The organism is Sphingobacterium sp. SGL-16, assembly GCF_011043515.1.
Taxonomy (GTDB): Bacteria; Bacteroidota; Bacteroidia; order Sphingobacteriales; family Sphingobacteriaceae; genus Sphingobacterium; species Sphingobacterium litopenaei.
Genome location: NZ_JAAKGQ010000056.1, coordinates 1 through 22293 on the forward strand (window position 1 = coordinate 1; position 22293 = coordinate 22293).

Here is a 22293-nt window from a genome sequence, read left to right on the forward strand (position 1 = left end):
CATGGTCTGGTGTATTGTTAAATATTTGAATTTCAGATACTTAAATATAAACATTTACCACCATGATTGCAATTTTAAATAGAATTAATAATCGAATTCAGGTTATAAACGTAATGAACACAAAAAAGGCTACCTTATCGATAGCCTAATCTTTATTTATTTGCAATTCTTACTTTTCATTTTCTTTCATAATGCGTATAAAATTAAGTCCCATAATCTTCGCAATATCCTTTTTCGTGTATCCTCTTTCTAATAATGCTTTGGTCAATAAAGGGAATTTTGAAACATCTTCTAAATATTGCGGAGTAGATTCAATACCGTCATAATCCGACCCCACAGCTACATGATCAATACCGACTTTGCTGACTAAATAATCAATATGATCAAGTAAAGTTTCTAACTTAGCATCCGCCTGAAATTGAAGTTCCTTTGGAAGTTTATAATATTTGCGTGAAGCCGACATATTTTCAGCAGGCTTTCCGAAATGGTTATCATACAATTGGTGAATACGAGATTCGAAAGCTGTATCCAAGAATCCTGAATAGAAATTTACACCCACTACACCCTTGTTTTTCTTTAAGGCTGCCAATTGCGCATCATCTAGATTTCTTGAATGTGGAGTCAACGTAGCAGCATTGCTATGTGAAACCAATATCGGTTTTGTAGAAACGGCTAACACATCATAAAATAACTTTTTACTACCATGCGAAAGATCAACCATCATGCCCAACTGGTTCATTTTACGGATGATTTCTTTTCCCTTTTTGGATAAGCCTTTTTGTTCATTTGTTGGCTTAGCATCCTCTACAGCAGCAGCTGTTGCCCAGGAAAGGTTATAGTTCCAAGTTAATGTCAAGTATTTGGCGCCCCGATTGTGCAAAGCTTCCAGATTCTCTACACTTTCTTCGATCATATTACCACCTTCAATACCGATTACCGCAGCAATTTTTCTTTGCTTTTGCAATTTGTAGATTTCAGCCACGGTTTTTGCTATTGCAATTTTATCTTTATTCTTCCTGATGACTTTTTCTAACGCATCAATTTGGTCATTAGCATGTTTGAAAGCATCTGTTTTCCACTTTTTATCATCTGACCATACTGCAAAAACCTGAACATCTACCCCACCTTCAATCAGACGCGGAATATCCGTATGCCCCGTGGTTAGCCTATTACTTATGTCGTGCCCATCCAAAATACTGGAAATAATCACATCGTTGTGACCATCTACCACTAATATATCCTTGTGTATTTTCTTATAATCTTCCTGCGCCTTAGCCATATATGCGAAAGAGAACATCGCTAAGAAATTAAGTATCAACGCTTTTTTCATTATTTTGCTTCGTTAATAGTTTCGTAAATAACATCTTGGATTCTACTGCGAATATTCAAATTCAGCAATTTCGTCGACACTTGCGGATGCACCCGGTTTGACAAGAAAATATAAATCAACTGATGTTTTGGATCTATCCAAATACATGTTCCCGTATAGCCGGTATGACCATACACGGATGAATTTGCTAATTTGGAAGGATATTCGTTTTTAGGGTTAGGATCAAAACGGTCAAAACCTAGACCACGACGGCTTGTTTTCGATTGGTTCGATGTAAACATATCCACCGTATTAGCTTTGAAATACCGTGAACCGCCATACTCTCCTCTATTCAACAACAACTGTCCATAAATCGCCAAATCATTTGCCGAGGCAAATAAACCAGCATGCCCCGCTACTCCTCCTGCCATTGCAGCTCCTTGATCATGCACAAAACCTTCTAACAATACCTTGCGGAATGAAGTGTCATGCTCAGTCGGAACAATACGAGATTTATCGAAACGCTTACGTGGGTTGTAACCTGCTGTTTTCATACCTATAGGTCTATATAACAATTCTTGCACATATTCTTCCATTGGCTTACTTGTGATGTGCTCTGCCACTTCTTTCATGACGTACATACTAATATCCGAATACACATAGTTACCGACAGGTTTTACCGCTGATTTCATCATCTCTGGCCACATCACCTCTTCATAGTAATTGTTTTTCAGATAAGCACTGTCCGCTAGCTGCACCTGATGTGTCGCAGAAGGAAAACGTTGTACATCTCCAGGCTTTAAGTTTTTATAAAAAGGAATAAATGGCGTAAATCCAGCCTCATGCAGCAACACCGATCTTAATTTAATATCTTTTTTGTTGGTAGATATTACATCCCAAAGGTAATGTCCCATGGTGCTATCGAGATTAATAGCATTAGTTTCTTGCAAATGCATTACCACAGGTGTAGTTCCTGCAATCTTACTTACAGACGCTAAATCAAAAATATCCTTTACAGATGTTTTTTGTTTTGCTTCATAGGTATGGTGACCATAAGATTTCTCAAAAATCACTTGACCATTTTTGATTGCCATCACCACTAATCCCGGAGTCGCTTGCTCACCGATAGCTTCTGCTGCAATAGCATCAATTTTTTGAGTCATCTTAGCCACATTCAATCCTGAACCTTGACCATTTGTATACTGCAAACGCGTTTGAACAGTTTTCAATTTGGAATTTCCTTCTGTAATAGCAAGACCACCAAATACGCTCATCGCAAGATTGCGCTGTGCTTCCTGAGAAAATTCAGGGTATATCAATTCAGATACTTTTCCACCGAATTTAGAAGTGTTCTGAATTTTACTTAAATCATTGTCTAAGAATTTACAGACAACGACATTTTTATTATTGGAAACAGCTTGATTTAATAAAGCAGCATTTGTCATGGATAATTCGGAAGCCGTACCCGCTACGATAATGGTATTGCTCAATTTTCCCTGTTCGTTCAACTGGTTTAGATCTATAACCGTAACATCCGCATAGCGCTCCAATTGTTCTATAAACGTACTGTATTTTGTTTTGCTAGGGACCGCAACGGCTATCTTAAGTTCATCCAGACGACCAAAAGGTATTGTTTTATTCTTATTGAAAAGTAATTGTGTCTTGTTGGTGATAGTCTGCTTGTACTGTGCATGGACAGCGGAAGACATCAACACTAAACATAAAAATAGGCTAGGTAGTTTGAAGTTTATTTTCATTATATAGCATGGTTTCTAACGTAAATGTACTAATAAAACGCACAAAACCGCAACTAAACTCCGTAACATATTCATTTCGTTTTATCCAGAATTTTAATTAACTTATATTTGAATTATGCCACAAAAAGTTAATGATAAGACTATCTTTTCGCTTTTGGAAGTCACCAAAAGTATACAGCGTACTTTAGCAGATCGCTATAAAAGTCTTTATTGGATCAAAGCGGAAATGAACAAGTTAAATCATTACAAACATTCGGGACATTGCTATCCCGAATTGGTCGAGAAAAAAGATGGAAAAATAGTTGCTGAAATTCGTTCTATTCTTTGGAAATCGGACTTCGAACGTATCACCAGTTCTTTTGTTAAATTGCTCAACGAACCGCTCCGTGATGGCATCACCATTCTTTTCCAAGCAGGAATTTCGTACGATCCGCTTCATGGACTGAGTCTACGTATCGTGGACATTGATCCTACCTTTGTGTTGGGAATATTAGAACGTGAGAAGAAAGAAAGCATTCTAAAACTCCAACAAGAAGGACTTTTTGATGCGAATAAATTGGTTCCGTTTCCATTAATTCCCAAAAGGCTGGCTATTATTTCGGTTGAAACCAGTAAAGGTTTATCGGATTTCTTCAAAATCATCAATAACAATCCGTGGGGTTACAAGATCGAAACCACATTGTATCCAGCCTTATTGCAAGGCGATAAATCTATCCCTTCTATCATCAAACAACTAGCTGTCATTGCGGAGCGAACTGAATCTTACGATGCTGTCGCTATCATCCGTGGCGGCGGTGGCGAGGTTGGGCTTTCTTCTTATAATAATTATAATTTAGCAAAAGCAATTGCGATATTCCCGATTCCTGTTTTGACGGGTATTGGGCACTCTACAAATGAAACGGTGAGTGAGATGGTAGCCTACAAAAATGCGATTACCCCCAGTGAGCTCGCTGATTTTCTGATTCAAAAGTTCCATAACTTTTCTATTCCATTGGATCAGTTGCAAGAAAGATTGATTTCTCTATCTAAAAACAAATTTGAGCAAGAAAAAGCCAAGCTTCAAGGTTTTGCGCAGTCACTTTCTTGGTCAAGCAAAAACAGGCTACAACAGGAAAAACATAATGTCCTCATTCTATCGCAACGTTTACAACTTTTTAGTAAGCATTTTTTGAAAGAGCGATACAGTTCTTTGGAAAATATAACACGTCTAATAAAAATGGCGGATCCCGCTCAACTGTTGAAAAGAGGTTTTTCTGTAACACGAATCAACGGTAAAGCTGTAAAGTCGATTGCTGATGTACAAGAAGGGGATATAGTGGAAACGCTCTTGCTGGATGGCAAACTTCAAAGTCAAGTTATTACAAAACAAAATTAATCATGGAATCAAACTACACCTTTATAGATGCATTTAATGAACTTCAGCAAATCGTTTCTGACATTGAAGCTGGAGATGTAAACGTAGATGAATTGGCTCAAAAAATCAAACGTGCTTCCGAACTTATAGCAGCATGCAAAGCCAAACTTATCGCTTCAGAAGAAGAAGTAGATTGTTTGCTTAACCAACTTACTACTGAGACAGAAGAAGAAAACCCCCACGCTGAGGAAGAGTAATCCTAACAGCATTCTGGCACCTTTATGTAGAATATGTAATATTTTAAACCGAGTTCTCGATTCTAATTATTTTTGCGTTATTTTGCGCTATTTATAATTAGTCTTAATAAAGCGCGTGAAAAACATATTTCTAATTCTAATTCTTATTTCTTCTCTTTCTAACTATGCCCAAGAAATAAGATTAAAGGGTTCAATTCGTGATAAAAAAGAAAATCCGTTAGCAAATGTGACTGTTTTGACTAATGGAATTAAAACTTCTTCAGATGCCAAAGGAAATTTTGAGTTAAGACTAAAATCAGGAAAACAGACTTTACGTTTCAATAGTGTTGGTTTCGATCCTCTTTCAAAATCAATTACCTTAAAGCGTGACACTATTATTCATATCGTACTGTCTACAAGCAATATAAACATCGAAGATGTATATGTGACAGCTCAAGAATCCAAGAATATCACAACTAGTTCGGTCATCAATAAAGAAGCAATGCAATTGCTTCAACCTTCCAGTTTTGCGGATTTATTGGAACTATTGCCAGGCGGAAGAGCACAAGACCCGAATTTAACATCTTTTAATGCGATTAAATTACGTGAAGTAAACTTAAAAGGTAAAGCTATTTCTTCAGACAAATACGATATGTCTTCTTTAGGAATTTCATTTTACGTAGATGGTGCTCCTATCAATACAAACTCTGACTTACAATCATTAAATAACTATTCCAATTCAACAAATAATTCTTCTAGAGAGAATACTAATAGAGGTTTGGATCTAAGAGCATTAGGCACAGACGATATTGAGAAAGTAACCATCGTGCGCGGTATTCCTTCGGTAGAATATGGTGATCTGACATCTGGTTTGGTGCTCATAGAACGTAAAAAAGGAGCTTCTCCTTATACTTTCAGAGCTAAAGCTGATGGTTTTGGAAAGCTATTCGCCTTGGGCAAAGGTTATTCTTTGGATGAAAATACCTTCTTGAATGTCGATTTGGGTTTCACAAGAAGTACATCAAATCCTACGGAGAGTTTTGAAAACTTTAACCGCGCTACAGGTTCTGTTCGTTTTGACAAAACATGGCGAGGAAGTAAAACTTTTAATCTAAAATCTTACTTTGATTACAACACAACATTAGATAATAAAAAAACAGATCCCGATAACTCTTATCTTTTGGATAAATATTATGGAAGCAAGCAACGCTATGCTTGGAACAATCAGCTTTCTATCAAATACAATCAAAAATGGATTGATGAATTACAAGTTGTTTCTAACTTCTCCTTAAACAAAGACGTTATCGACGAAGATAAATGGATACAAGCGCGTACAGCCACCATTTTAGTTAACTCATTGGAACCGGGATCGCATGAAGCACAATATTTAACACCATCTTATTTATCACATATTTATGTGGAAGGATTACCTTTTACAGCTTACCATAAGGTAGTCAGCAACCACCACATCACTATTGATAATTTTCACAATAAATTAAAATTCGGTTTAGAAAGTAATTATTCCAAAAACTTTGGTCAAGGACAAGTTTATGACTTAAATTATCCCGCTACAGCGACTTCGGAGGTTACAGCCCGCCCAAGAACGTTTAAATCTATCCCAGGTTCACATACTTTATCCGGATTTGCGGAAGATAATTTGACTTGGAACATCCAAAATTTCAAATTGGAAGCTGCGGTAGGTGTACGTGCTTTCAGCATGACTTCTTTGTCCGATGATTACACGATGGGCGGCAATGTTTACTTTGAGCCTAGAACCAATGTAAGATTGCATCTGCCGAAATTTGCAGTGAACAATAAGCCTTTTGAAATCATCTTAGGCGGTGGCGTCGGGGTACATAAAAAAACACCTACACTAGACCATCTTTACCCAAATCTGCAGTACAGAGATATCGTAGAATTAAATTTCTACCACAATAATCCAGAATTCAGAGTTGCACAAGCTTATACGGATATTACGAATCCGATCAACTACCATATTACTCCAGCGACAAACAATAAATTCGAATTAAATACAGATTTTGAATATAATGGCAATAGACTTTCCTTGACTTTGTTTAAGGAGAATATGCAAGATGCATTTAGACCTTATTCGCTATACAAAACTATAGCCTACAACCTGTATGACAATACTTCTATTGATCTGGCTAACTTGAACCAAAAACCTTCGTCTTCGGATTTCACGAGTGTAGAGAGAAACGAATTTTATGCGTATACACTGACAGAAAATGCCAGTCAAATTCTAAAAAATGGTTTTGAGTTTCAGTTTAATACGAGAAGATTCTCTGGTATCAATACACGTTTTACGCTAAATGGGGCTTATTATAAGACACAATACAAAAACAGTCAAGAAATTTGGAAAATCGACAGAGACATCGTACATAACGGACTAACTCGACAAGTTGCTGGAAAATATTTTGATGATGATGGCTATTTGAGAGAAATGTTGAATTCAAATTTTACAGCAGACAGCTATCTTCCAGCTTTGGGTTTAAACCTTTCTGCTTCATTTCAAGCTTTATGGTTCACCGTTTCGCAATCTATGCCTAAATCTGGGATCCCATTAGCCTACAAATTTGCAGAAGATAATCTAGAAAGACCTTTTACGGAGGCTTCTTTGACTGATCCTACCTTGAAGCAATTGGTCGAAACATATAGCCCAACGGCTTTTTTACGCACGAAAGTCCCTTTAGACCTTCAAGTAAATTTAAAAGCGTCCAAAAGTTTCAAAGATTATATCAAAGCTTCTGTATTTGTGAATAGATTATTCCTTTACAGACCTGATTACACTTCGATTTTGGGAATAAACGTAGTGCGTGATATGGACGCGCCATATTTTGGGATGGAATTAAGCATTTCGTTATAATCGATTTATAAAAATTACAATGAAAAATAACATATTTTCACTGCTCATTTTCCTTAGTATCCTTATCGCGGTTGTTTCTTGTAAGCGTGAGGATTTTGACATTAAATATTCAGGAATCAAGGTAGAGCTCAATGTTCCTCAAGGAATTAATAACCCAACCCTTTCGGACATCGTTTTGACATTTAAAGAAGCCAATACAGGTATCGAAACGAAGGCTGCGCTAAATGAAGCTGGAAATTTAGACCGCGAACTACCTACAGGTTCATACACAGTTACTTTAGAAGGAAAAATTGCTTATGAGCAGGAGGAAAGATCTATAGTTGAGAAAGTTAAAAGCTACAGAGATGGTATTGCCTTAATGGGACAAAATCAAATCATCAATCTTGATTTATTTCTCGTAAATGAAAATGCCAGTTTTGTAATCAAAGAGATTTTCTTCACCGGCACGCAGACTCCCGAAAACAAAGCATATAATGGAGATAAATACTTTATTATCTATAATAATTCGGATGACACGCTGTATGCAGATAGATTGATCGTATCCCAGTCTACATTCCTGACAACTACAAAAAGAGAATACACGCCTAATGTGATGAATGAAGCATTCACTACAACGGATATATTTATGGTTCCAGGAAATGGTGAAGATTACCCTGTAGCACCGGGACAGCAGATTTTGATTGCGAGTAATGCAATTGATCATACAGAAGGCAACCCCAATTCATTCGACTTGAAAAATGCAGATTTCGAAATGCAACTATTGTCCAGCATCAATGTAGACAACCCAGAAGTTACGAACATGGTGACTATTGCAGGATCTATGACTATGCACAATAGAGGCTTTACCTCATATGTATTAGCAAGATTACCTGAAAACGTTACTGTGGATGATTTTAAAACCGAACATTATTATACATATAGCTATCTAAACGGCACTAGAATAGTGACTTCTAATGCGTACAAAATTCCTAATAACTATATCTTGGATGCTGTTAATTTGACTGTGCCAGCGAAATTTGAATGGATTGTCACTTCTCCTCAATTGGATATGGGATGGACATACTGTGGCAAGGTAGATCAAGACGTTACACGTTTCGGAAAATCCGTATTACGAAAAGTATTGACGACGAATCCTGACGGAAGAGTAATCTATCAAGACACTAACAATTCAACAGCAGATTTTATTCCCGAAGCGATACCTTCTCTTAAGAAATAAAAGTAAATGAGATTACTATCTATTATATCATTATGTACCCTGCTGTGTGCGACTACTCAAGCACAGGATAGTACGTATATTACACTTGAACAATACAAATTATCAAATTCGAAACTTCGTCCATACTACGATGCACCTGCCCTTAAGAAATTGAACACGCCTGTGACATACACAGACATGAATATTTCTTATGCGCATGAAAATGCTGATCAATATATGTGGCAAAAAGGTTCTGGATTTAATAGTTTGACTATTAATATCACTTCATTTTTAGAGAAGAAAAATAACCTTAACCTTTGGGGCGAATTTAATTACGATAACAATAGTATCAAGGACGTTAATTTTAATGAGACGTTAGATTACGAATATTTGTATCCATACATCATGGCGGATACGGTTGGCGGTAATCTGAGAAACGAACATTATACTATTTCGGGAGGTTTATCCAAATCCTACAATAACACTACTTTCGGATTGGAAAGTACATTTTTGGGTAAACAATCTATACGCAACCGGGATCCTCGTACCCAGAATATCAGTGCAAATTTTAATGTTACGTTGTCCATAAGTCATCAAATAAATTCTAAATACAATCTTGCTTTCGGTGTATTAGGTGAGCGCTATTTCCAAAAAGCAAAAGTTGATTTTAAAAGCGATTTGGGTCGTCCAAATATCGTGCATGAAACAGGCTTTGGAAATTACAACAGCTTACTCGCTGGAACTCGAGATAATTCTGAATATTTAGGATACAATTATGGACTTTCTCTTCATTTTGTACCATCAGATCAATTAGGTTGGTTTGCCGTTGCCCAATATACAGGATCCACTATCGACAAAAGAATTAAAGATTTAGCACATGTAATGAATGAGGCTTATAAGGATAATTTTCAGTTTCAACTAGGCTACAAATTAGCTGTTGCTACAAATTCCAAACTTGAGTTTGGATCGCATTACACCCAACAAAAACTAAAAGGTGTGGAAGGAAAATACCATATTGAGCAATCTCTTATGGCCGAATTAGGTAAAGAAAATCTTTTTAATTCTTCTTCTAAAAATATTGGCGGATATGTTTCCTTCCAACAAAGTAACCGCCAAAATGATTGGTTCATAACGTTTGGTTCTTCCTATCTGCAAGAAGACGAAACCTATATCACTCCTGTAAGTAAAACGTCTTTTGAGTTTTTCAACCTGTCAGGACAATTAGGCTGGAATCAAAAGTTTTCAAAAAATCTATTAAGTCTTAAAATGACTTATAATTATTCCAACCCACTGACAGCCAAAGGAGAATGGAACAGTTTTTCAAGCAACTCTTATCGTTATGAGATGCTGACAAATAATTTCAACTATAAAAATACCCAGGCAGACTATTTGAATTTTTCAACGAAAGTATCATTTCCAATACCCAAACTGCAAACTCTTTACTTAGGAGCTAATGTATCCTATGTTTCGGCATATGAATTAACGCATTTTGGTGTTACTTCGGGTTTTGTTTTTTAATTTTGCGAGGATGAAGAGAATAAGTGCAGTATTAAGTTTGTGCGGAGTCATAGTAGCTGCCATTGTTTTTATGAGTAACAAGACAATAGACGACTTGCGTACTCTATATAGCAAGCCTATTACAGAATGGCCCAAACCTACCATTGACAGTGGCGTGCAATGGCAAGAATTCAAGTCATTGCCTAAGATGGATACTCTTGTTCTTAAAGGCTGGGAACGTCCTGTAGTTAGATTGGGAAAATTATTGTTTTTTGACCCCATTCTATCTTCATCTAATCAGATTTCATGCAGCACTTGTCACAATCCACAAACTTCGTGGGGAGATCATCTTACCGTGCCAATTGGTCACGATCACACAGTCGGAACTCGTAATACCATATCATTGTTGAATGTTTACGCCCGTAAATCCATGTTTTGGGACGGCAGAGCGAGAACTTTAGAAGAACAAGCTTTATTCCCAATTGAAGCGCATCATGAGATGAATATGGAATTGACAAAGCTTATTCCTAAATTAAAAGCTATTCCAGGCTACCGCAAGCTATTTGAAGAAGCTTTTGGCGATGAAGATTTTTCTATGCCAGAAGTTATGAAAGCATTAGCAGAATTTCAACGTACATTATGGAGTCGCCGTAGCCGTTTTGATGAATTCTTGGATGGCAAATATACGGCTATGACGGATCAAGAAATCGAAGGAATGCATTTGTTCCGTACAAAAGCGCGCTGTATGAATTGCCATAATGGCCAATTCCTAACGGACGAAAGCTTTCACAATATCGGCTTGACCTATTACAAAAGAAAATATGAGGATTTAGGATTGTACGAAATCACCAAAAATCCCGCTGATGTCGGAAAATTCCGTACTCCATCCTTGCGTGATGTAATGAATACAAGTCCATGGATGCACAACGGTTTATTCGATAATATTATTGGCGTGCTCAATATGTACAACAGCGGTATGACTATGAACAATCCAAAAACTCCAGAGCAACATGCCGATCCAATGTTCCCACGAACAGATCATTTGCTAAAGCCATTGGAGCTTTCTCAAGATGAAATCAAAGCCATCGCAGCATTCTTACAAGCAGCTACTGCCACAAAATATAGAATGCCTAGACCCGAGGCTTTGCCACGCTAGATAACATTCTCAAAAAATATCGAAAACCAGATGAACGAATTAAGCATCTGGTTTTTTCTTTTAATAGGAAATTATATCCAATCATTTACTTTGATTTAACTTTCAACTTCTTAGAAATGATTAACTTTGTCAGTTATGCAAAAAAACAAGGATTTTAATCCCAAATCATATATCTTAATTAAAGGCGCTCGTGTCAATAACCTGAAAAACATTGACGTTGAGATTCCTAAAAATAAATTGGTCGTAATCACAGGTATGTCAGGTTCTGGAAAATCTTCCTTAGCTTTTGACACCTTGTATGCCGAAGGACAACGCCGCTATGTGGAAAGTCTTTCATCTTACGCACGACAATTTATGGGACGTATGCATAAGCCTGAAGTGGATTACATCAAAGGTATTGCACCTGCGATTGCAATCGAACAAAAGGTTATTACTTCCAATCCACGATCCACTGTCGGAACGTCCACAGAGATTTACGACTATTTAAAATTGCTTTTTGCTCGTGTAGGAAAGACCTACTCGCCTATTTCGGGAAATATTGTAACTAAAGATTCTGTATCAAGCATCGTGAGCCAAATCGTGGCTCATGAGATAGATTCAACAGTAACTATTTACAGCCCGCTGATTGCAAACAATCGCAAACTAAAAGAAGAATTGTCTTTGTTATTGCAAAAAGGATTTGTGCGCGTACAATTTGAAGACAGCATTCAAAAGGTTGAGAGTATTATTGAAGATAAATCCATTTCCAATAAGACATTTAAAACAGGTGATGTACGTATTGTAATCGATAGAATACGTTTGGATGGAGAAGATGAGACAGCTTCACGTTTGGCTGATTCCATTCAGACTGCCTATTTCGAAGGTAAAGGCGAATGCTTTGTGGATATAAATGGAGAAATTCACCATTATTCCGAAAGATTCGAATTAGATGGTATCAGCTTCGAAGAACCTTCACCAAACTTTTTCAGTTTCAACAACCCTTATGGTGCCTGTAAACGCTGTGAAGGCTACGGTAAAATCATTGGCATTGACCCGGATTTAGTAGTTCCTGACAAGAGTAAATCTGTATACGATGGAGCGATTGCTCCTTGGCGTGGAGAGAAAATGGGACAATGGTTAGATGTTCTGGTAAGTAAAGCGATTAAATTCGATTTCCCAATTCATCGTGCTTATGCAGATTTGACACCAGCTCAGCAAGAATTATTATGGACGGGAAATAAATATTTCCGCGGATTAAATGACTTTTTTACTGAGCTCGAAGAACAAACTTATAAAATTCAATACCGTGTTATGCTTTCGCGCTATCGCGGTAAGACGGACTGTCCTGAATGCAAGGGTACACGGTTGCGTAAAGATGCTGCTTATGTCAAAATAGCTGGAAAGTCTATTCTCGAATTGGTATTATTACCAATAGATCAATTACTAGATTTTTTCAAAAATCTTGAGTTAGACACTAATGAACAGATAATTGCCAAACGTCTTCTCACAGAAATAACTAACCGTATCCAGTTTTTGTGCGATGTAGGCTTGAGTTATTTGACCTTAAATCGCTTGAGCAATACCTTATCAGGAGGGGAATCTCAACGTATCAATCTAGCGACCTCGCTTGGTAGTTCGTTAGTAGGCTCCATCTATGTCTTAGATGAGCCAAGTATCGGTCTTCACCCCAAAGATACCAACCGTCTTATTGGCGTGTTAAAATCGCTTCGTGATATCGGCAACACGGTAATCGTTGTCGAACACGAACAAGAAATGATGGAAGCTGCAGATTATTTGATAGATATTGGTCCTGAGGCAGGAATCAATGGCGGACAAATGGTATTTGCGGGAAATTATCAAGAAATTATAAAAGACAACAATTCCCTAACAGGTCAATACCTAAGTGGGGATCTAAAAATAGATGTGCCTACTTCGCGTCGCAAATGGTCAGATAAAATAACCGTTAAAGGCGCGAGAGAGAATAACTTACGCAATATTACGGTTGACTTCCCTTTAAATGTTTTCACCGTGGTAACTGGTGTTTCAGGATCAGGAAAAACCTCTTTAGTAAAACGTGTTTTATATCCCGCTTTACAAAAAACAATGGGAAATTATTCTGGTGAACAAACAGGCCAATTTGATGCATTAGATGGTGATATTTCACAAATCGAACAAGTGGAATTGGTTGACCAAAATCCAATTGGTCGTTCTTCTCGCTCAAACCCTGTGACTTATGTCAAAGCTTGGGATGAAATTCGCACATTATATTCTGGCTTGCCCGCAGCCAAAGCAAACGGCCTAAAGCCAGCTGCTTTCTCCTTTAATGTAGAAGGAGGTCGCTGTGATGTATGTCAAGGGGATGGTGAAGTTAAAATCGAAATGCAGTTCATGGCAGATATCGTTTTGCCTTGTGAGGCCTGTGGCGGAAAGCGTTTTAAACCGCACGTTTTGGATGTGACTTACAAAGAAAAATCCGTTTCGGATATTCTGGATTTAAGTGTGGATGAAGCGTTGGAATTTTTTGTGGACCAACCTAAAATCTTGAATAAACTTAAACCATTACAAGATGTTGGGTTAGGCTATGTGAAATTAGGTCAATCTTCAAGTACTCTTTCTGGTGGTGAAGCGCAACGTATCAAATTGGCTTCTTTCTTAATAAAAGGTAACAACAGCAAAAAGACCCTTTTTATTTTTGATGAGCCGACGACAGGACTCCACTTCCACGATATCAAAAAACTTTTACGCTCTTTCAATGATTTAATTGCTTTGGGGAATAGTATTTTGGTAATCGAACATAATATGGATATGATCAAGTCTGCAGACTGGGTGATTGATATTGGTCCAGAAGGCGGACAGCGCGGAGGAAATGTGGTTTTCACGGGAGTTCCAGAGGATTTAGCAAAATGTAAGGAAAGTTTTACAGGTCAATATTTGCAAAGTCACCTCAAATAACCTTAACTTTTAAAATACAATTTTATAAGTATGAAAAATAAAATATTTGCCGTTCTTATTGCGCTCATCACTTGCTCAAATTGGACTTTTGCACAAGTAGAAAGACCAAAGCTCGTAGTCGGGCTAATGATAGACCAAATGCGTTGGGATTATCTGTATCGTTTTGCTGACCGCTATAGTGATGAAGGTTTCAAAAGAATACTAAAAGAAGGTTTTTCTTGTGAAAATACGCTGATTCCTTATATTCCTACATATACAGCAATAGGACACAGTTCGGTATATACAGGCTCCGTTCCCTCCATCCATGGTATTGCTGGTAACGATTGGATTATTCAATCTACTGGACAAGGTATGTATTGTACCCAAGATGACAATGTAGAACCAGTAGGTTCAAAAGAAAAAGAAGGCAAACAATCTCCACGCAATCTTTTGGCTTCTACTATCACTGACCAACTCAAATTGGCGACAAATTTCCAAAGTAAAGTCATAGGTGTTGCCATCAAAGACAGAGGCGGAATTCTTCCGGCTGGCCATTTCGCAGACGGGGCTTATTGGTTTGAAGCAAAATCAGGCAATTGGATTACCAGCACATTCTACATGAACAATTTGCCAGAATGGGTCAACAAATTCAATAAACAAAAACTCGCTGAAAAATATTTAAAACAAGATTGGAATACGCTTTACCCCATAGAAACTTATGCCAATAGTATTGCGGATGATAATATCTACGAAGGTAAATGGGCTGGAGAAAAATCTCCTACATTTCCGCGTAAGACATCTGAGTTGATGAAAGATGCGGGATTAGAACTGATTAAAACCACACCTCAAGGCAACACTTTTACATTAGACTTCGCGAAAGCGGCTATTGAAAGTGAAAAGCTTGGGAATAATCCTACAAATAATACGGATTTCCTTTGTGTAAGTCTTTCCGCAACGGATTATGTGGGACACCGCTATTCCCTTTCGGCAGTAGAAATCGAAGATACTTACCTGCGTTTGGATAGAGATATCGCCGATTTCTTAAAATATTTGGATAAAACAGTAGGTGAAGGAAACTATACATTCTTCTTAACCTCAGATCATGCTGCATCATACAATCCATTATATTATACAGATCAAAAAGGTAATGGAGGTTATTTATTCTTACGCCAAATTCAAAAAGAAATTGATGCGGAATTAACTGAAAAATTTGGTCACAAAAATCTTGTAAAAAGCTTAATGAACTACCAAGTTCATCTAAACAACAAATTGATTGATTCTTTAAGTTTGGATGCTGAGGCTATCAAAAAGACAATCATCAAAAATTTGAAAAAACAAGAAGGCATTGCCTACGTCGTCGATATGGAAAATGCGGATAATATGTTTATCCCTGCTCCTATCCGCGAAAAAATCATTAATGGTTATAATCGCAAAAACTCTGGTCCCATTCAGATTATTGCCGAACCACAATGGTATTCGGGTACACCACGCGGCACGGGTACGACACATGGTGTATGGTCTTCTTACGACTCACATATTCCTTTATTGTTTATGGGCTGGGGCATCAAACCTGGTGTGAGCAACAAAGAAGTATACAGTATTGATATTGCACCTACATTAGCTTCTTTATTGCATGTCATGGAACCAAATGGTTCTATTGGTAAACCAATTGTGGAAGTCTTAGGGCAATAAACAATAAAATTTTGTATTTTTGAGAGTTAAAATCCATACTTATGATTTCTAAAAAGACAAAATACGCCATTAAAGCATTAATGGTTTTGGGAAGAAACTACGGGAAAGAACCTATGCAGATCATCAAAATTGCCGAGGAAGAACGTATTCCTAAAAAGTTTCTTGAACAAATCTTATTAGAAATGAGAAACGCGGGTATTCTTTATTCTAAAAAAGGCGCTGGCGGTGGTTATAGCTTGAATAAAGCTCCCGAAGACATCTTCTTGTCGCAGATTATGCGTCTTATAGATGGACCTATTGCATTATTACCCTGCGTAAGTTTGAATTTCTACCGTTCGTGTGACGAATGTACCGAAGAACACGCGTGTGGCATTCGTGATACTTTTGTAGATGTACGAAACGCTATGTTGCAAATCTTAAACGATACAAGTATTGCCTCTCTAATCAATAAAGAAGCAGAACTAGGTTTTAGCTTAGAAAGCTAAAACTTTCATAATAAAAAAAGGACGCCCTTGCAAATTATTTTCAAGGGCGTCCTTTTTATCAGTAGTTTTTCGCTTTAAAATGCATTCTTCCACATCATACTTTCTACAGGGCGAATGGTTTTGTTATTGTATTTTGCATTGCCTTTACTATTGTATAGCGTTTCTATATCACCTTCTACTACAAAATATATCAACTGCCCGATAGGCATACCTGCATATACACGCACAGGCTGTGCAACCGAAATTTCTAATGTCCACGTATTGCAAAAACCTACGTCACCTTTTCCTGCTGTGGCATGAATATCAATACCCAAACGGCCAGTACTTGATTTACCTTCTAAAAAAGGAACATGACCGTGCGTTTCTGTATATTCAAGTGTAACACCCAAATACAATTTACCTGGCTCCAATACATATCCTTCAGCTGGAATCTCAAAATGTTGAATCTCATTATGCTTTTTCGCATCCAACACCGCATCTTTATATGTAGCTAAGTACTTGCCCAAGTGCACATCATACGAATTGGTACCTAGGCATTTTCTGTCAAACGGCTCGATGACGATGCTACCTTTATCTATTTCTTCGAGAATTCTTTTATCGGATAAAATCATACGGATTAATATTACATTGGCAATAAACCAAATAGGTTTCAAAAATACAGTATTCAACGTAGTCAACCAAATCAAAAGATTGATAGATGCGATTTTTTATGGGCAATATTTGTACATTTGGTTATGGCGCTAGTTTATCTCAGAGAATTAAACCAAGAAACCAAATTTGCTATTTGGAAAATTGAAGAATCGACCGAGGAATTGTTGAGCAAACTTCAATTAGACGATAACGAACAAGACAAACTACGCCAACTGAGTAAGGGCAAACGTACGCTGCACTGGCTCGCTACACGCGTACTCTTACGTTATCTTTTGCAAACAGACAACTATATCAATTGTCCTTCGGATACGAATGGAAAACCTTATTTGCCCGATTTTCCCTATAAAATATCGTTAACACATTCTTACGAATATGCAGGTGTAATGCTGAGCACCAAAGGCGAATGTGGAATGGATTTGGAATTAGTAATGGACAAAGTAGTACGCATCAAAGAAAAATTTCTCAAACCTGAGGAATTAGAATTTATCCAGCCAGAGCAAGATGTCCTACAGCTGTATGCGTGCTGGTGCGCCAAAGAAGCTGTTTACAAACTGCAAGGCAACAAAGGTGTTTCCTTTTTGGAAGATATGACCATCAAACCATTTAACTATAAGCCGCAAGGGGTAATGACGTTGGATTTAAGAAAAGATGGTCTTACAAATACCTATCAAGTATATTACGAAGAATTCCAAAATTATATGTTAGGCTACGCTGTAGAATAACTATTCCAAACTTTCTTCTAGCATCTGTTTTTTCAACGCGAGACGCTTGTTTGCTTTATATATCTTCACAGCAATCAGAAAATAAGACAGCAATAATGGCCCATAAACTAACCCCATCAAACCAAATAGCGGAATACCAATAACCACACCCACTACGGTTATAATCGGGTGAATATCCCCTACTTTCTTCGCTATAACCAAACGTAATACATTATCAATGTTAATAACCAACCCAAAGCCCCAAAGCAATAAGCCCACGCCTTGCCACGTCATTCCTTGAGAAATAAGAATTACCGCAGCAGGAACAAAGATTAGTGGCGGACCTAATAGCGGAATAAACGACAAGATAGCACAAATAACTCCCCAGAAAAATCCATCGCTAGCTCCAAAAATCCAAAATCCTAGAGCCAAACAGCCCCCCTGCACTATAGCGATAAACGTCTGCCCTATGATATTGGAATAGGTAATATTCTTCAACTCTTCACCAAAAGCTACCGCATTTTCTTCATCGAAAGGCATATAATGGACGAAGCTATTTTCAAAGCCTTTATAATTGATAAAAAGAAAATATAAGATAAAATACATAACGGAGACTTCCAAAAAGACATTTGCAGCTCCACCTAAAACTAAAGTCAATAGCCCTCCCAAGTAAGCTGCACTAGACTCCAATTGCTCCTTAATAACATCAGGTTTGCCTAGCAAATCACCGACAAAATTATTAATCGCATCAATGAGTCGAGTTACCCATTCTGGGTTATTTTTAAGTTCCATAGCTTTGTTTACAAGCATAGCTCCTATCCCTATAAATGGAAGAACGATAATGAATAGGGAAAGAATAATGATGAAAACCGAAGACAAGGGTCTAGGCCAGCGCCATTTTTCTATTAAGAAAATATTAAGATTACGGAATAGGGCATACATCACGAATGTACCCAGGAAAGCACCATAAATACCTTTCATGGCATACAAAAGAATACCGCCTAAAACCAGAACGATAATCAAAATAATGATATTGCGTTCTTTTTGCGAGAATACTGGGTTATTCATAGAGAAAAAGACTTTATGAATAACAACAAACGATTAAAAGTTTGGTTTGCGCTTTTCTAAAAATGCTGCGACCCCTTCTTTCATATCATCCGACTCGAAGCACTTTCCAAACAATTCAATTTCTTTTTCAAAACCTTTTTCTGGATTTTGAATCCCTACATTAACAGCCTCAATGGCTGCAGCAATTCCTGTCGCAGAACGAGAATACGTGCGTTCTAGAATGGAAATAGCCTTGGGTAAAAGATCGGTGTGTGACTCTACTACATGATTTATCAATCCCCATTGAAGCCCATCATTAGCCTCAATCATATCTCCCGTCATAATCATTTCCAACGCTTTTCCACGTCCTACCAATTGAGTCAAACGCTGTGTACCACCATAGCCTGGAATAATTCCTAAAGAAACTTCGGGTAAACCCAATTTTGCGGAAGAAACAGCTACTCGAATATGACAAGACATCGCTACTTCTAAGCCGCCACCAAGCGCAAATCCATTGATTGCAGCAATGACAGGTTTTGAAAACGACTGAATTTTGTCCATCACCTTTTCATGCCCCGCACGCGACAACTCACTTGCTTGAGAGGCGTTCAGCGAAACAAATTCTTTTATATCCGCACCAGCCACAAAAGCTTTTTCACCCTTACCTGTAATGATGACTCCTCGAATACTAGATTCTTGGGATACTTCGTCTAATACTACCGAAAGTTCCGCAAGCGTTTTGCCGTTCAAGGCATTGAGCTTTTCTTCTCTATTGATGGTTATAATAGCTGTTTTGCCTTGCTGTTCTAACAGCAAATTTTCATAATTAGACATATGCTTAAAAACTAAAGTGTAGTGAGAATCTAAATCTATCTTTTATTGGCTCTTTGATCTCATTGTACGTCATCCGTACATAATATTGAACGCGTAATACACGGAAAATATTATCCAACCCGACATAACCTTCCCAATACGGCTCTTTGCCCATCACATTGGTCATGATCTTGCCCTCATCATCCTTGTCAAAATAAACCACATCCTTACTCAAATATGGATTGTTCTTAGCGGATAAATCTCCCCAAAACATTCGAGCTCCAAATAATTCTCTCCATTTCAATTTCTTCACCAAAGGAATCTTATTGAGTAAAAATCCATTCAATTTATGATTATATGAGAATTTAAGGAATTGGTCCGCCACAAATTCCATTGAATTGACGCGTTCATACGAGATACTATGTCTATCCTTTATCTCTTGGATATTTGGCATTTCTAACAAAGGATAAGGCAATGTACCCCAAATCTTGCCTGCAGAAACTGTTACATCACCAAAGCCCAGTTGATTTAAGAATAATCTCTTGGACACCGATAACCGTAATGCATCGTAGTTATAATCTCCTCCCAAAAATTCCTTTAGGCCTTTATTATACTGTAAAGTAAAAACTGGATATCGTTCTATAATGGTGTTTCGTGTAAGATTACGGTAATAGAATTTTTCGTTTGGTGCCCATCGCAAGGCGAATTGAAGATCACTTGTGTTGATTGTATTTAAGAATTGAATAGAATCCGCAGAAAGTGCAAATTGCAAATTTCCAATCGGATTTCTTCGTTGCACCGTCATTTGAGATGATAAACTGATATGATTGCCAAATTCTATCAGATGACCTAATCGATATGCATCTGTATTTAAAAATTTGGTTGGACGATTCGATCTAAAACTTCTGAAAAAACTATCGCCCTTCAAAAATCCTAAGCCTTTTCCAGGCTCAAAAATATCGTGCTGTACTAATGCTTCCACATAATGAGCAGGAAATGTAGTAACGGGTTTACCATTTAAAGAAATCGCTGTTCGCAAATTATACTTAAATTCTCGATCTGCAAGACCATATGCCATATATCCTTCAAGATAAACTTTTTCGGAAAATGCTGCTGTAGTACGCCCTCCTATACGAATTCTATTACCTTCTACTTCATTTTGATGATACAGATATTCTAAAGGACCCAATTCCACTTTGCCTAATGAATAATAACCTTGAGACACCAAATAGCCCAGTGCCATTATTGTACGGACAGAAGATATATTATTTAGGCTATCCATATTCGTGTACGTGTTCTGTTCACTTGCCGACAGCTCTACAGGTCTATTGCCTTGTAAAGTAAATGTAGGAGACAACCTCTTCTCTATAGGCGCTCCAGAGAAAACATTTCCTGGAGGAATATTACTCAAATCATACTTTCTATTTACACTCGTACGACGCCCAAAGAGCGCGTCCCGTGTTTTACGACCAAATAAAACTGTAATATCAGTAGTGTCCTGTAGCATGACACCTGAAGCATCTTTATAATACGACAATCGTAATCTTAAGTCATTTACCCAACTAACATTCGCCTTTTCGTCCAATTGCAAAGTGGCTGATTTTACAGCATATCGACCATCCATTGAGATCGCTAACTCTCCCTTGAACAACAGGTCGGTAGGATTACGTGGTTCAAATTGCAGACGTACATAAATATCTTTATTGGTACGGATGGTATCCCTCACATAGTACTTATAGTACAATTTAGCATTACTCGCAATAGGACTTAGGAATTGCTTATTGATGAAATAGACACTTTCTTCGTAAATATCAATAGGCTGAAACATATAGCCCATGAAAGATTCAATATTGGCGTTGTTGATATATCTGGAATCAAATTCTGTTTTTTCCTCAGCTTTAATAATTTTTTTTGTTCGTGCTGGATTTTGTTGCACATAATTGTCTGATATAGATTCAAATATAAAGATGCTTAATGCTTCTTGGTCATCGACAACTCCGCTATCCACATTCGAATAGAAAAATGCTAAATCTTTATAACTTTTTTTGAAAATTCTTTTTGGATCTAATAAACCAAATTTGAGCTTTTCATACTCCTCATAATACAAGCTATCTTTTTTTTCTAACTTGTTAAGACTTCTATTTTTTATAACCAAATCAATCAGTTCAGTGGCTGGATTTCGGTTATTATACTTTTTCTTCCGATTTACTTCGACTGCCTCTATTTGGAAACTGGTATGTTCTAAAGCAATTTCTACATAGGCAACTCCAGAATCTATCTTAACCCGCTTATCATGGTATCCCAAAGCGGATACAAAAATTTCACTCGTTTGCTTTTGAATGAGTAGTTGAAAATTCCCTGATTTGTCAGTAGAAGCACCCGTGTTGTTTTCCTCGCATTTTATGCTAGCGGTGGTTATAGCCTCTTTGGTTGTTGCATCGACAACCTTACCTTTAATACGTATTTGACCTTGTAGATTCAGCACTGAAAATACAAAGATTAGCAAGGTATATAAGGATCGTATCAGATAATTCGGCACTCTTTCCATAAGTATTTGAGGTCAATCATAAAGATACAATTTGTGTCTAAAGTTCAAAATTAATCTA

Annotated in this window: 16 protein-coding genes; 10 read left to right on the forward strand and 6 right to left on the reverse strand. The window is 37.3% G+C overall.

Features of this window, described 5'->3' with window-relative positions; all coding sequences use genetic code 11:
- Positions 1–169: 169 nt before the first annotated feature.
- On the reverse strand, positions 170–1330 hold the full coding sequence (locus G5B32_RS14620; protein ID WP_165292259.1) for a dipeptidase: 1161 nt from the start codon (positions 1328–1330) through the stop codon (positions 170–172).
- Complete coding sequence (locus tag G5B32_RS14625) at positions 1330–3066, reverse strand: serine hydrolase domain-containing protein (RefSeq protein ID WP_165292260.1); 1737 nt, start codon at positions 3064–3066, stop codon at positions 1330–1332. Before G5B32_RS14625 ends, G5B32_RS14620 begins: the two co-directional genes overlap by 1 nt.
- Before the next feature lie 115 nt (positions 3067–3181).
- Between G5B32_RS14625 and xseA the strand changes: the two genes are divergently transcribed.
- From xseA to G5B32_RS14670, 9 genes are all read left to right on the forward strand, one after another.
- On the forward strand, positions 3182–4441 hold the full coding sequence (xseA, locus tag G5B32_RS14630) for an exodeoxyribonuclease VII large subunit (protein WP_165292261.1): 1260 nt from the start codon (positions 3182–3184) through the stop codon (positions 4439–4441).
- A 2-nt stretch (positions 4442–4443) separates the two neighbouring features.
- Positions 4444–4677 (forward strand): exodeoxyribonuclease VII small subunit, encoded by a 234-nt coding sequence (xseB, locus tag G5B32_RS14635; RefSeq protein ID WP_165292262.1) that lies wholly within the window; start codon positions 4444–4446, stop codon positions 4675–4677.
- A gap of 115 nt (positions 4678–4792) precedes the next feature.
- Positions 4793–7540, forward strand: a complete 2748-nt coding sequence (locus G5B32_RS14640) for a carboxypeptidase-like regulatory domain-containing protein (RefSeq protein WP_165292263.1) — start codon at positions 4793–4795, stop codon at positions 7538–7540.
- 19 nt (positions 7541–7559) lie between these two features.
- Positions 7560–8756 carry a DUF4876 domain-containing protein gene (locus G5B32_RS14645; protein WP_165292264.1) on the forward strand — a complete coding sequence of 399 codons (1197 nt, stop codon included), beginning with the start codon at positions 7560–7562 and terminating at the stop codon, positions 8754–8756.
- A gap of 6 nt (positions 8757–8762) precedes the next feature.
- Positions 8763–10253 carry a DUF6850 family outer membrane beta-barrel protein gene (locus G5B32_RS14650; protein ID WP_165292265.1) on the forward strand — a complete coding sequence of 497 codons (1491 nt, stop codon included), beginning with the start codon at positions 8763–8765 and terminating at the stop codon, positions 10251–10253.
- A 70-nt stretch (positions 10254–10323) separates the two neighbouring features.
- On the forward strand, positions 10324–11388 hold the full coding sequence (locus G5B32_RS14655; RefSeq protein WP_240899068.1) for a cytochrome-c peroxidase: 1065 nt from the start codon (positions 10324–10326) through the stop codon (positions 11386–11388).
- A gap of 135 nt (positions 11389–11523) precedes the next feature.
- Positions 11524–14319 (forward strand): excinuclease ABC subunit UvrA, encoded by a 2796-nt coding sequence (gene uvrA, locus G5B32_RS14660; RefSeq protein ID WP_165292267.1) that lies wholly within the window; start codon positions 11524–11526, stop codon positions 14317–14319.
- 30 nt (positions 14320–14349) lie between these two features.
- A complete protein-coding gene (gene pafA / locus G5B32_RS14665) occupies positions 14350–15990 on the forward strand; it encodes an alkaline phosphatase PafA (protein WP_165292268.1) in 1641 nt (546 codons plus the stop codon).
- A gap of 41 nt (positions 15991–16031) precedes the next feature.
- Positions 16032–16475 (forward strand): RrF2 family transcriptional regulator, encoded by a 444-nt coding sequence (locus G5B32_RS14670; RefSeq protein ID WP_165292269.1) that lies wholly within the window; start codon positions 16032–16034, stop codon positions 16473–16475.
- A gap of 74 nt (positions 16476–16549) precedes the next feature.
- Here G5B32_RS14670 and dcd read toward each other — a convergent pair whose 3' ends face one another.
- Positions 16550–17086 carry a dCTP deaminase gene (gene dcd, locus G5B32_RS14675; RefSeq protein ID WP_165292274.1) on the reverse strand — a complete coding sequence of 179 codons (537 nt, stop codon included), beginning with the start codon at positions 17084–17086 and terminating at the stop codon, positions 16550–16552.
- A 123-nt stretch (positions 17087–17209) separates the two neighbouring features.
- On the opposite strand from dcd, the gene G5B32_RS14680 reads away from it, so the two are divergent.
- On the forward strand, positions 17210–17848 hold the full coding sequence (locus G5B32_RS14680) for a 4'-phosphopantetheinyl transferase family protein (RefSeq protein WP_165292270.1): 639 nt from the start codon (positions 17210–17212) through the stop codon (positions 17846–17848).
- Here the strand turns inward: G5B32_RS14680 and G5B32_RS14685 are convergent, their stop codons facing one another.
- The 3 genes from G5B32_RS14685 to G5B32_RS14695 are packed head-to-tail and all read right to left on the reverse strand — an operon-like array spanning position 17849 to position 22235.
- Positions 17849–18895: an AI-2E family transporter gene (locus G5B32_RS14685; protein WP_165292271.1), complete on the reverse strand. Its 1047-nt coding sequence runs from the start codon at positions 18893–18895 to the stop codon at positions 17849–17851.
- Positions 18896–18928: 33 nt separating this feature from the next.
- Entirely contained in the window at positions 18929–19708 is a 780-nt protein-coding gene (locus G5B32_RS14690) for an enoyl-CoA hydratase-related protein (RefSeq protein WP_165292272.1), read from the reverse strand.
- Between the two features lie 4 nt (positions 19709–19712).
- Complete coding sequence (locus G5B32_RS14695) at positions 19713–22235, reverse strand: DUF5686 family protein (RefSeq protein WP_165292273.1); 2523 nt, start codon at positions 22233–22235, stop codon at positions 19713–19715.
- Positions 22236–22293 lie beyond the last annotated feature (58 nt).

Coding starts and splice junctions, on each gene's coding strand:
- G5B32_RS14620 (WP_165292259.1), bottom strand. CDS start 1,330: ATGAAAAAAGCGTTGATACTTAATTTCTTAGCGATGTTCTCTTTCGCA.
- G5B32_RS14625 (WP_165292260.1), bottom strand. CDS start 3,066: ATGAAAATAAACTTCAAACTACCTAGCCTATTTTTATGTTTAGTGTTG.
- xseA (WP_165292261.1), top strand. CDS start 3,182: ATGCCACAAAAAGTTAATGATAAGACTATCTTTTCGCTTTTGGAAGTC.
- xseB (WP_165292262.1), top strand. CDS start 4,444: ATGGAATCAAACTACACCTTTATAGATGCATTTAATGAACTTCAGCAA.
- G5B32_RS14645 (WP_165292264.1), top strand. CDS start 7,560: ATGAAAAATAACATATTTTCACTGCTCATTTTCCTTAGTATCCTTATC.
- G5B32_RS14650 (WP_165292265.1), top strand. CDS start 8,763: ATGAGATTACTATCTATTATATCATTATGTACCCTGCTGTGTGCGACT.
- G5B32_RS14655 (WP_240899068.1), top strand. CDS start 10,324: ATGAGTAACAAGACAATAGACGACTTGCGTACTCTATATAGCAAGCCT.
- uvrA (WP_165292267.1), top strand. CDS start 11,524: ATGCAAAAAAACAAGGATTTTAATCCCAAATCATATATCTTAATTAAA.
- pafA (WP_165292268.1), top strand. CDS start 14,350: ATGAAAAATAAAATATTTGCCGTTCTTATTGCGCTCATCACTTGCTCA.
- G5B32_RS14670 (WP_165292269.1), top strand. CDS start 16,032: ATGATTTCTAAAAAGACAAAATACGCCATTAAAGCATTAATGGTTTTG.
- dcd (WP_165292274.1), bottom strand. CDS start 17,086: ATGATTTTATCCGATAAAAGAATTCTCGAAGAAATAGATAAAGGTAGC.
- G5B32_RS14680 (WP_165292270.1), top strand. CDS start 17,210: ATGGCGCTAGTTTATCTCAGAGAATTAAACCAAGAAACCAAATTTGCT.
- G5B32_RS14685 (WP_165292271.1), bottom strand. CDS start 18,895: ATGAATAACCCAGTATTCTCGCAAAAAGAACGCAATATCATTATTTTG.
- G5B32_RS14690 (WP_165292272.1), bottom strand. CDS start 19,708: ATGTCTAATTATGAAAATTTGCTGTTAGAACAGCAAGGCAAAACAGCT.
- G5B32_RS14695 (WP_165292273.1), bottom strand. CDS start 22,235: ATGGAAAGAGTGCCGAATTATCTGATACGATCCTTATATACCTTGCTA.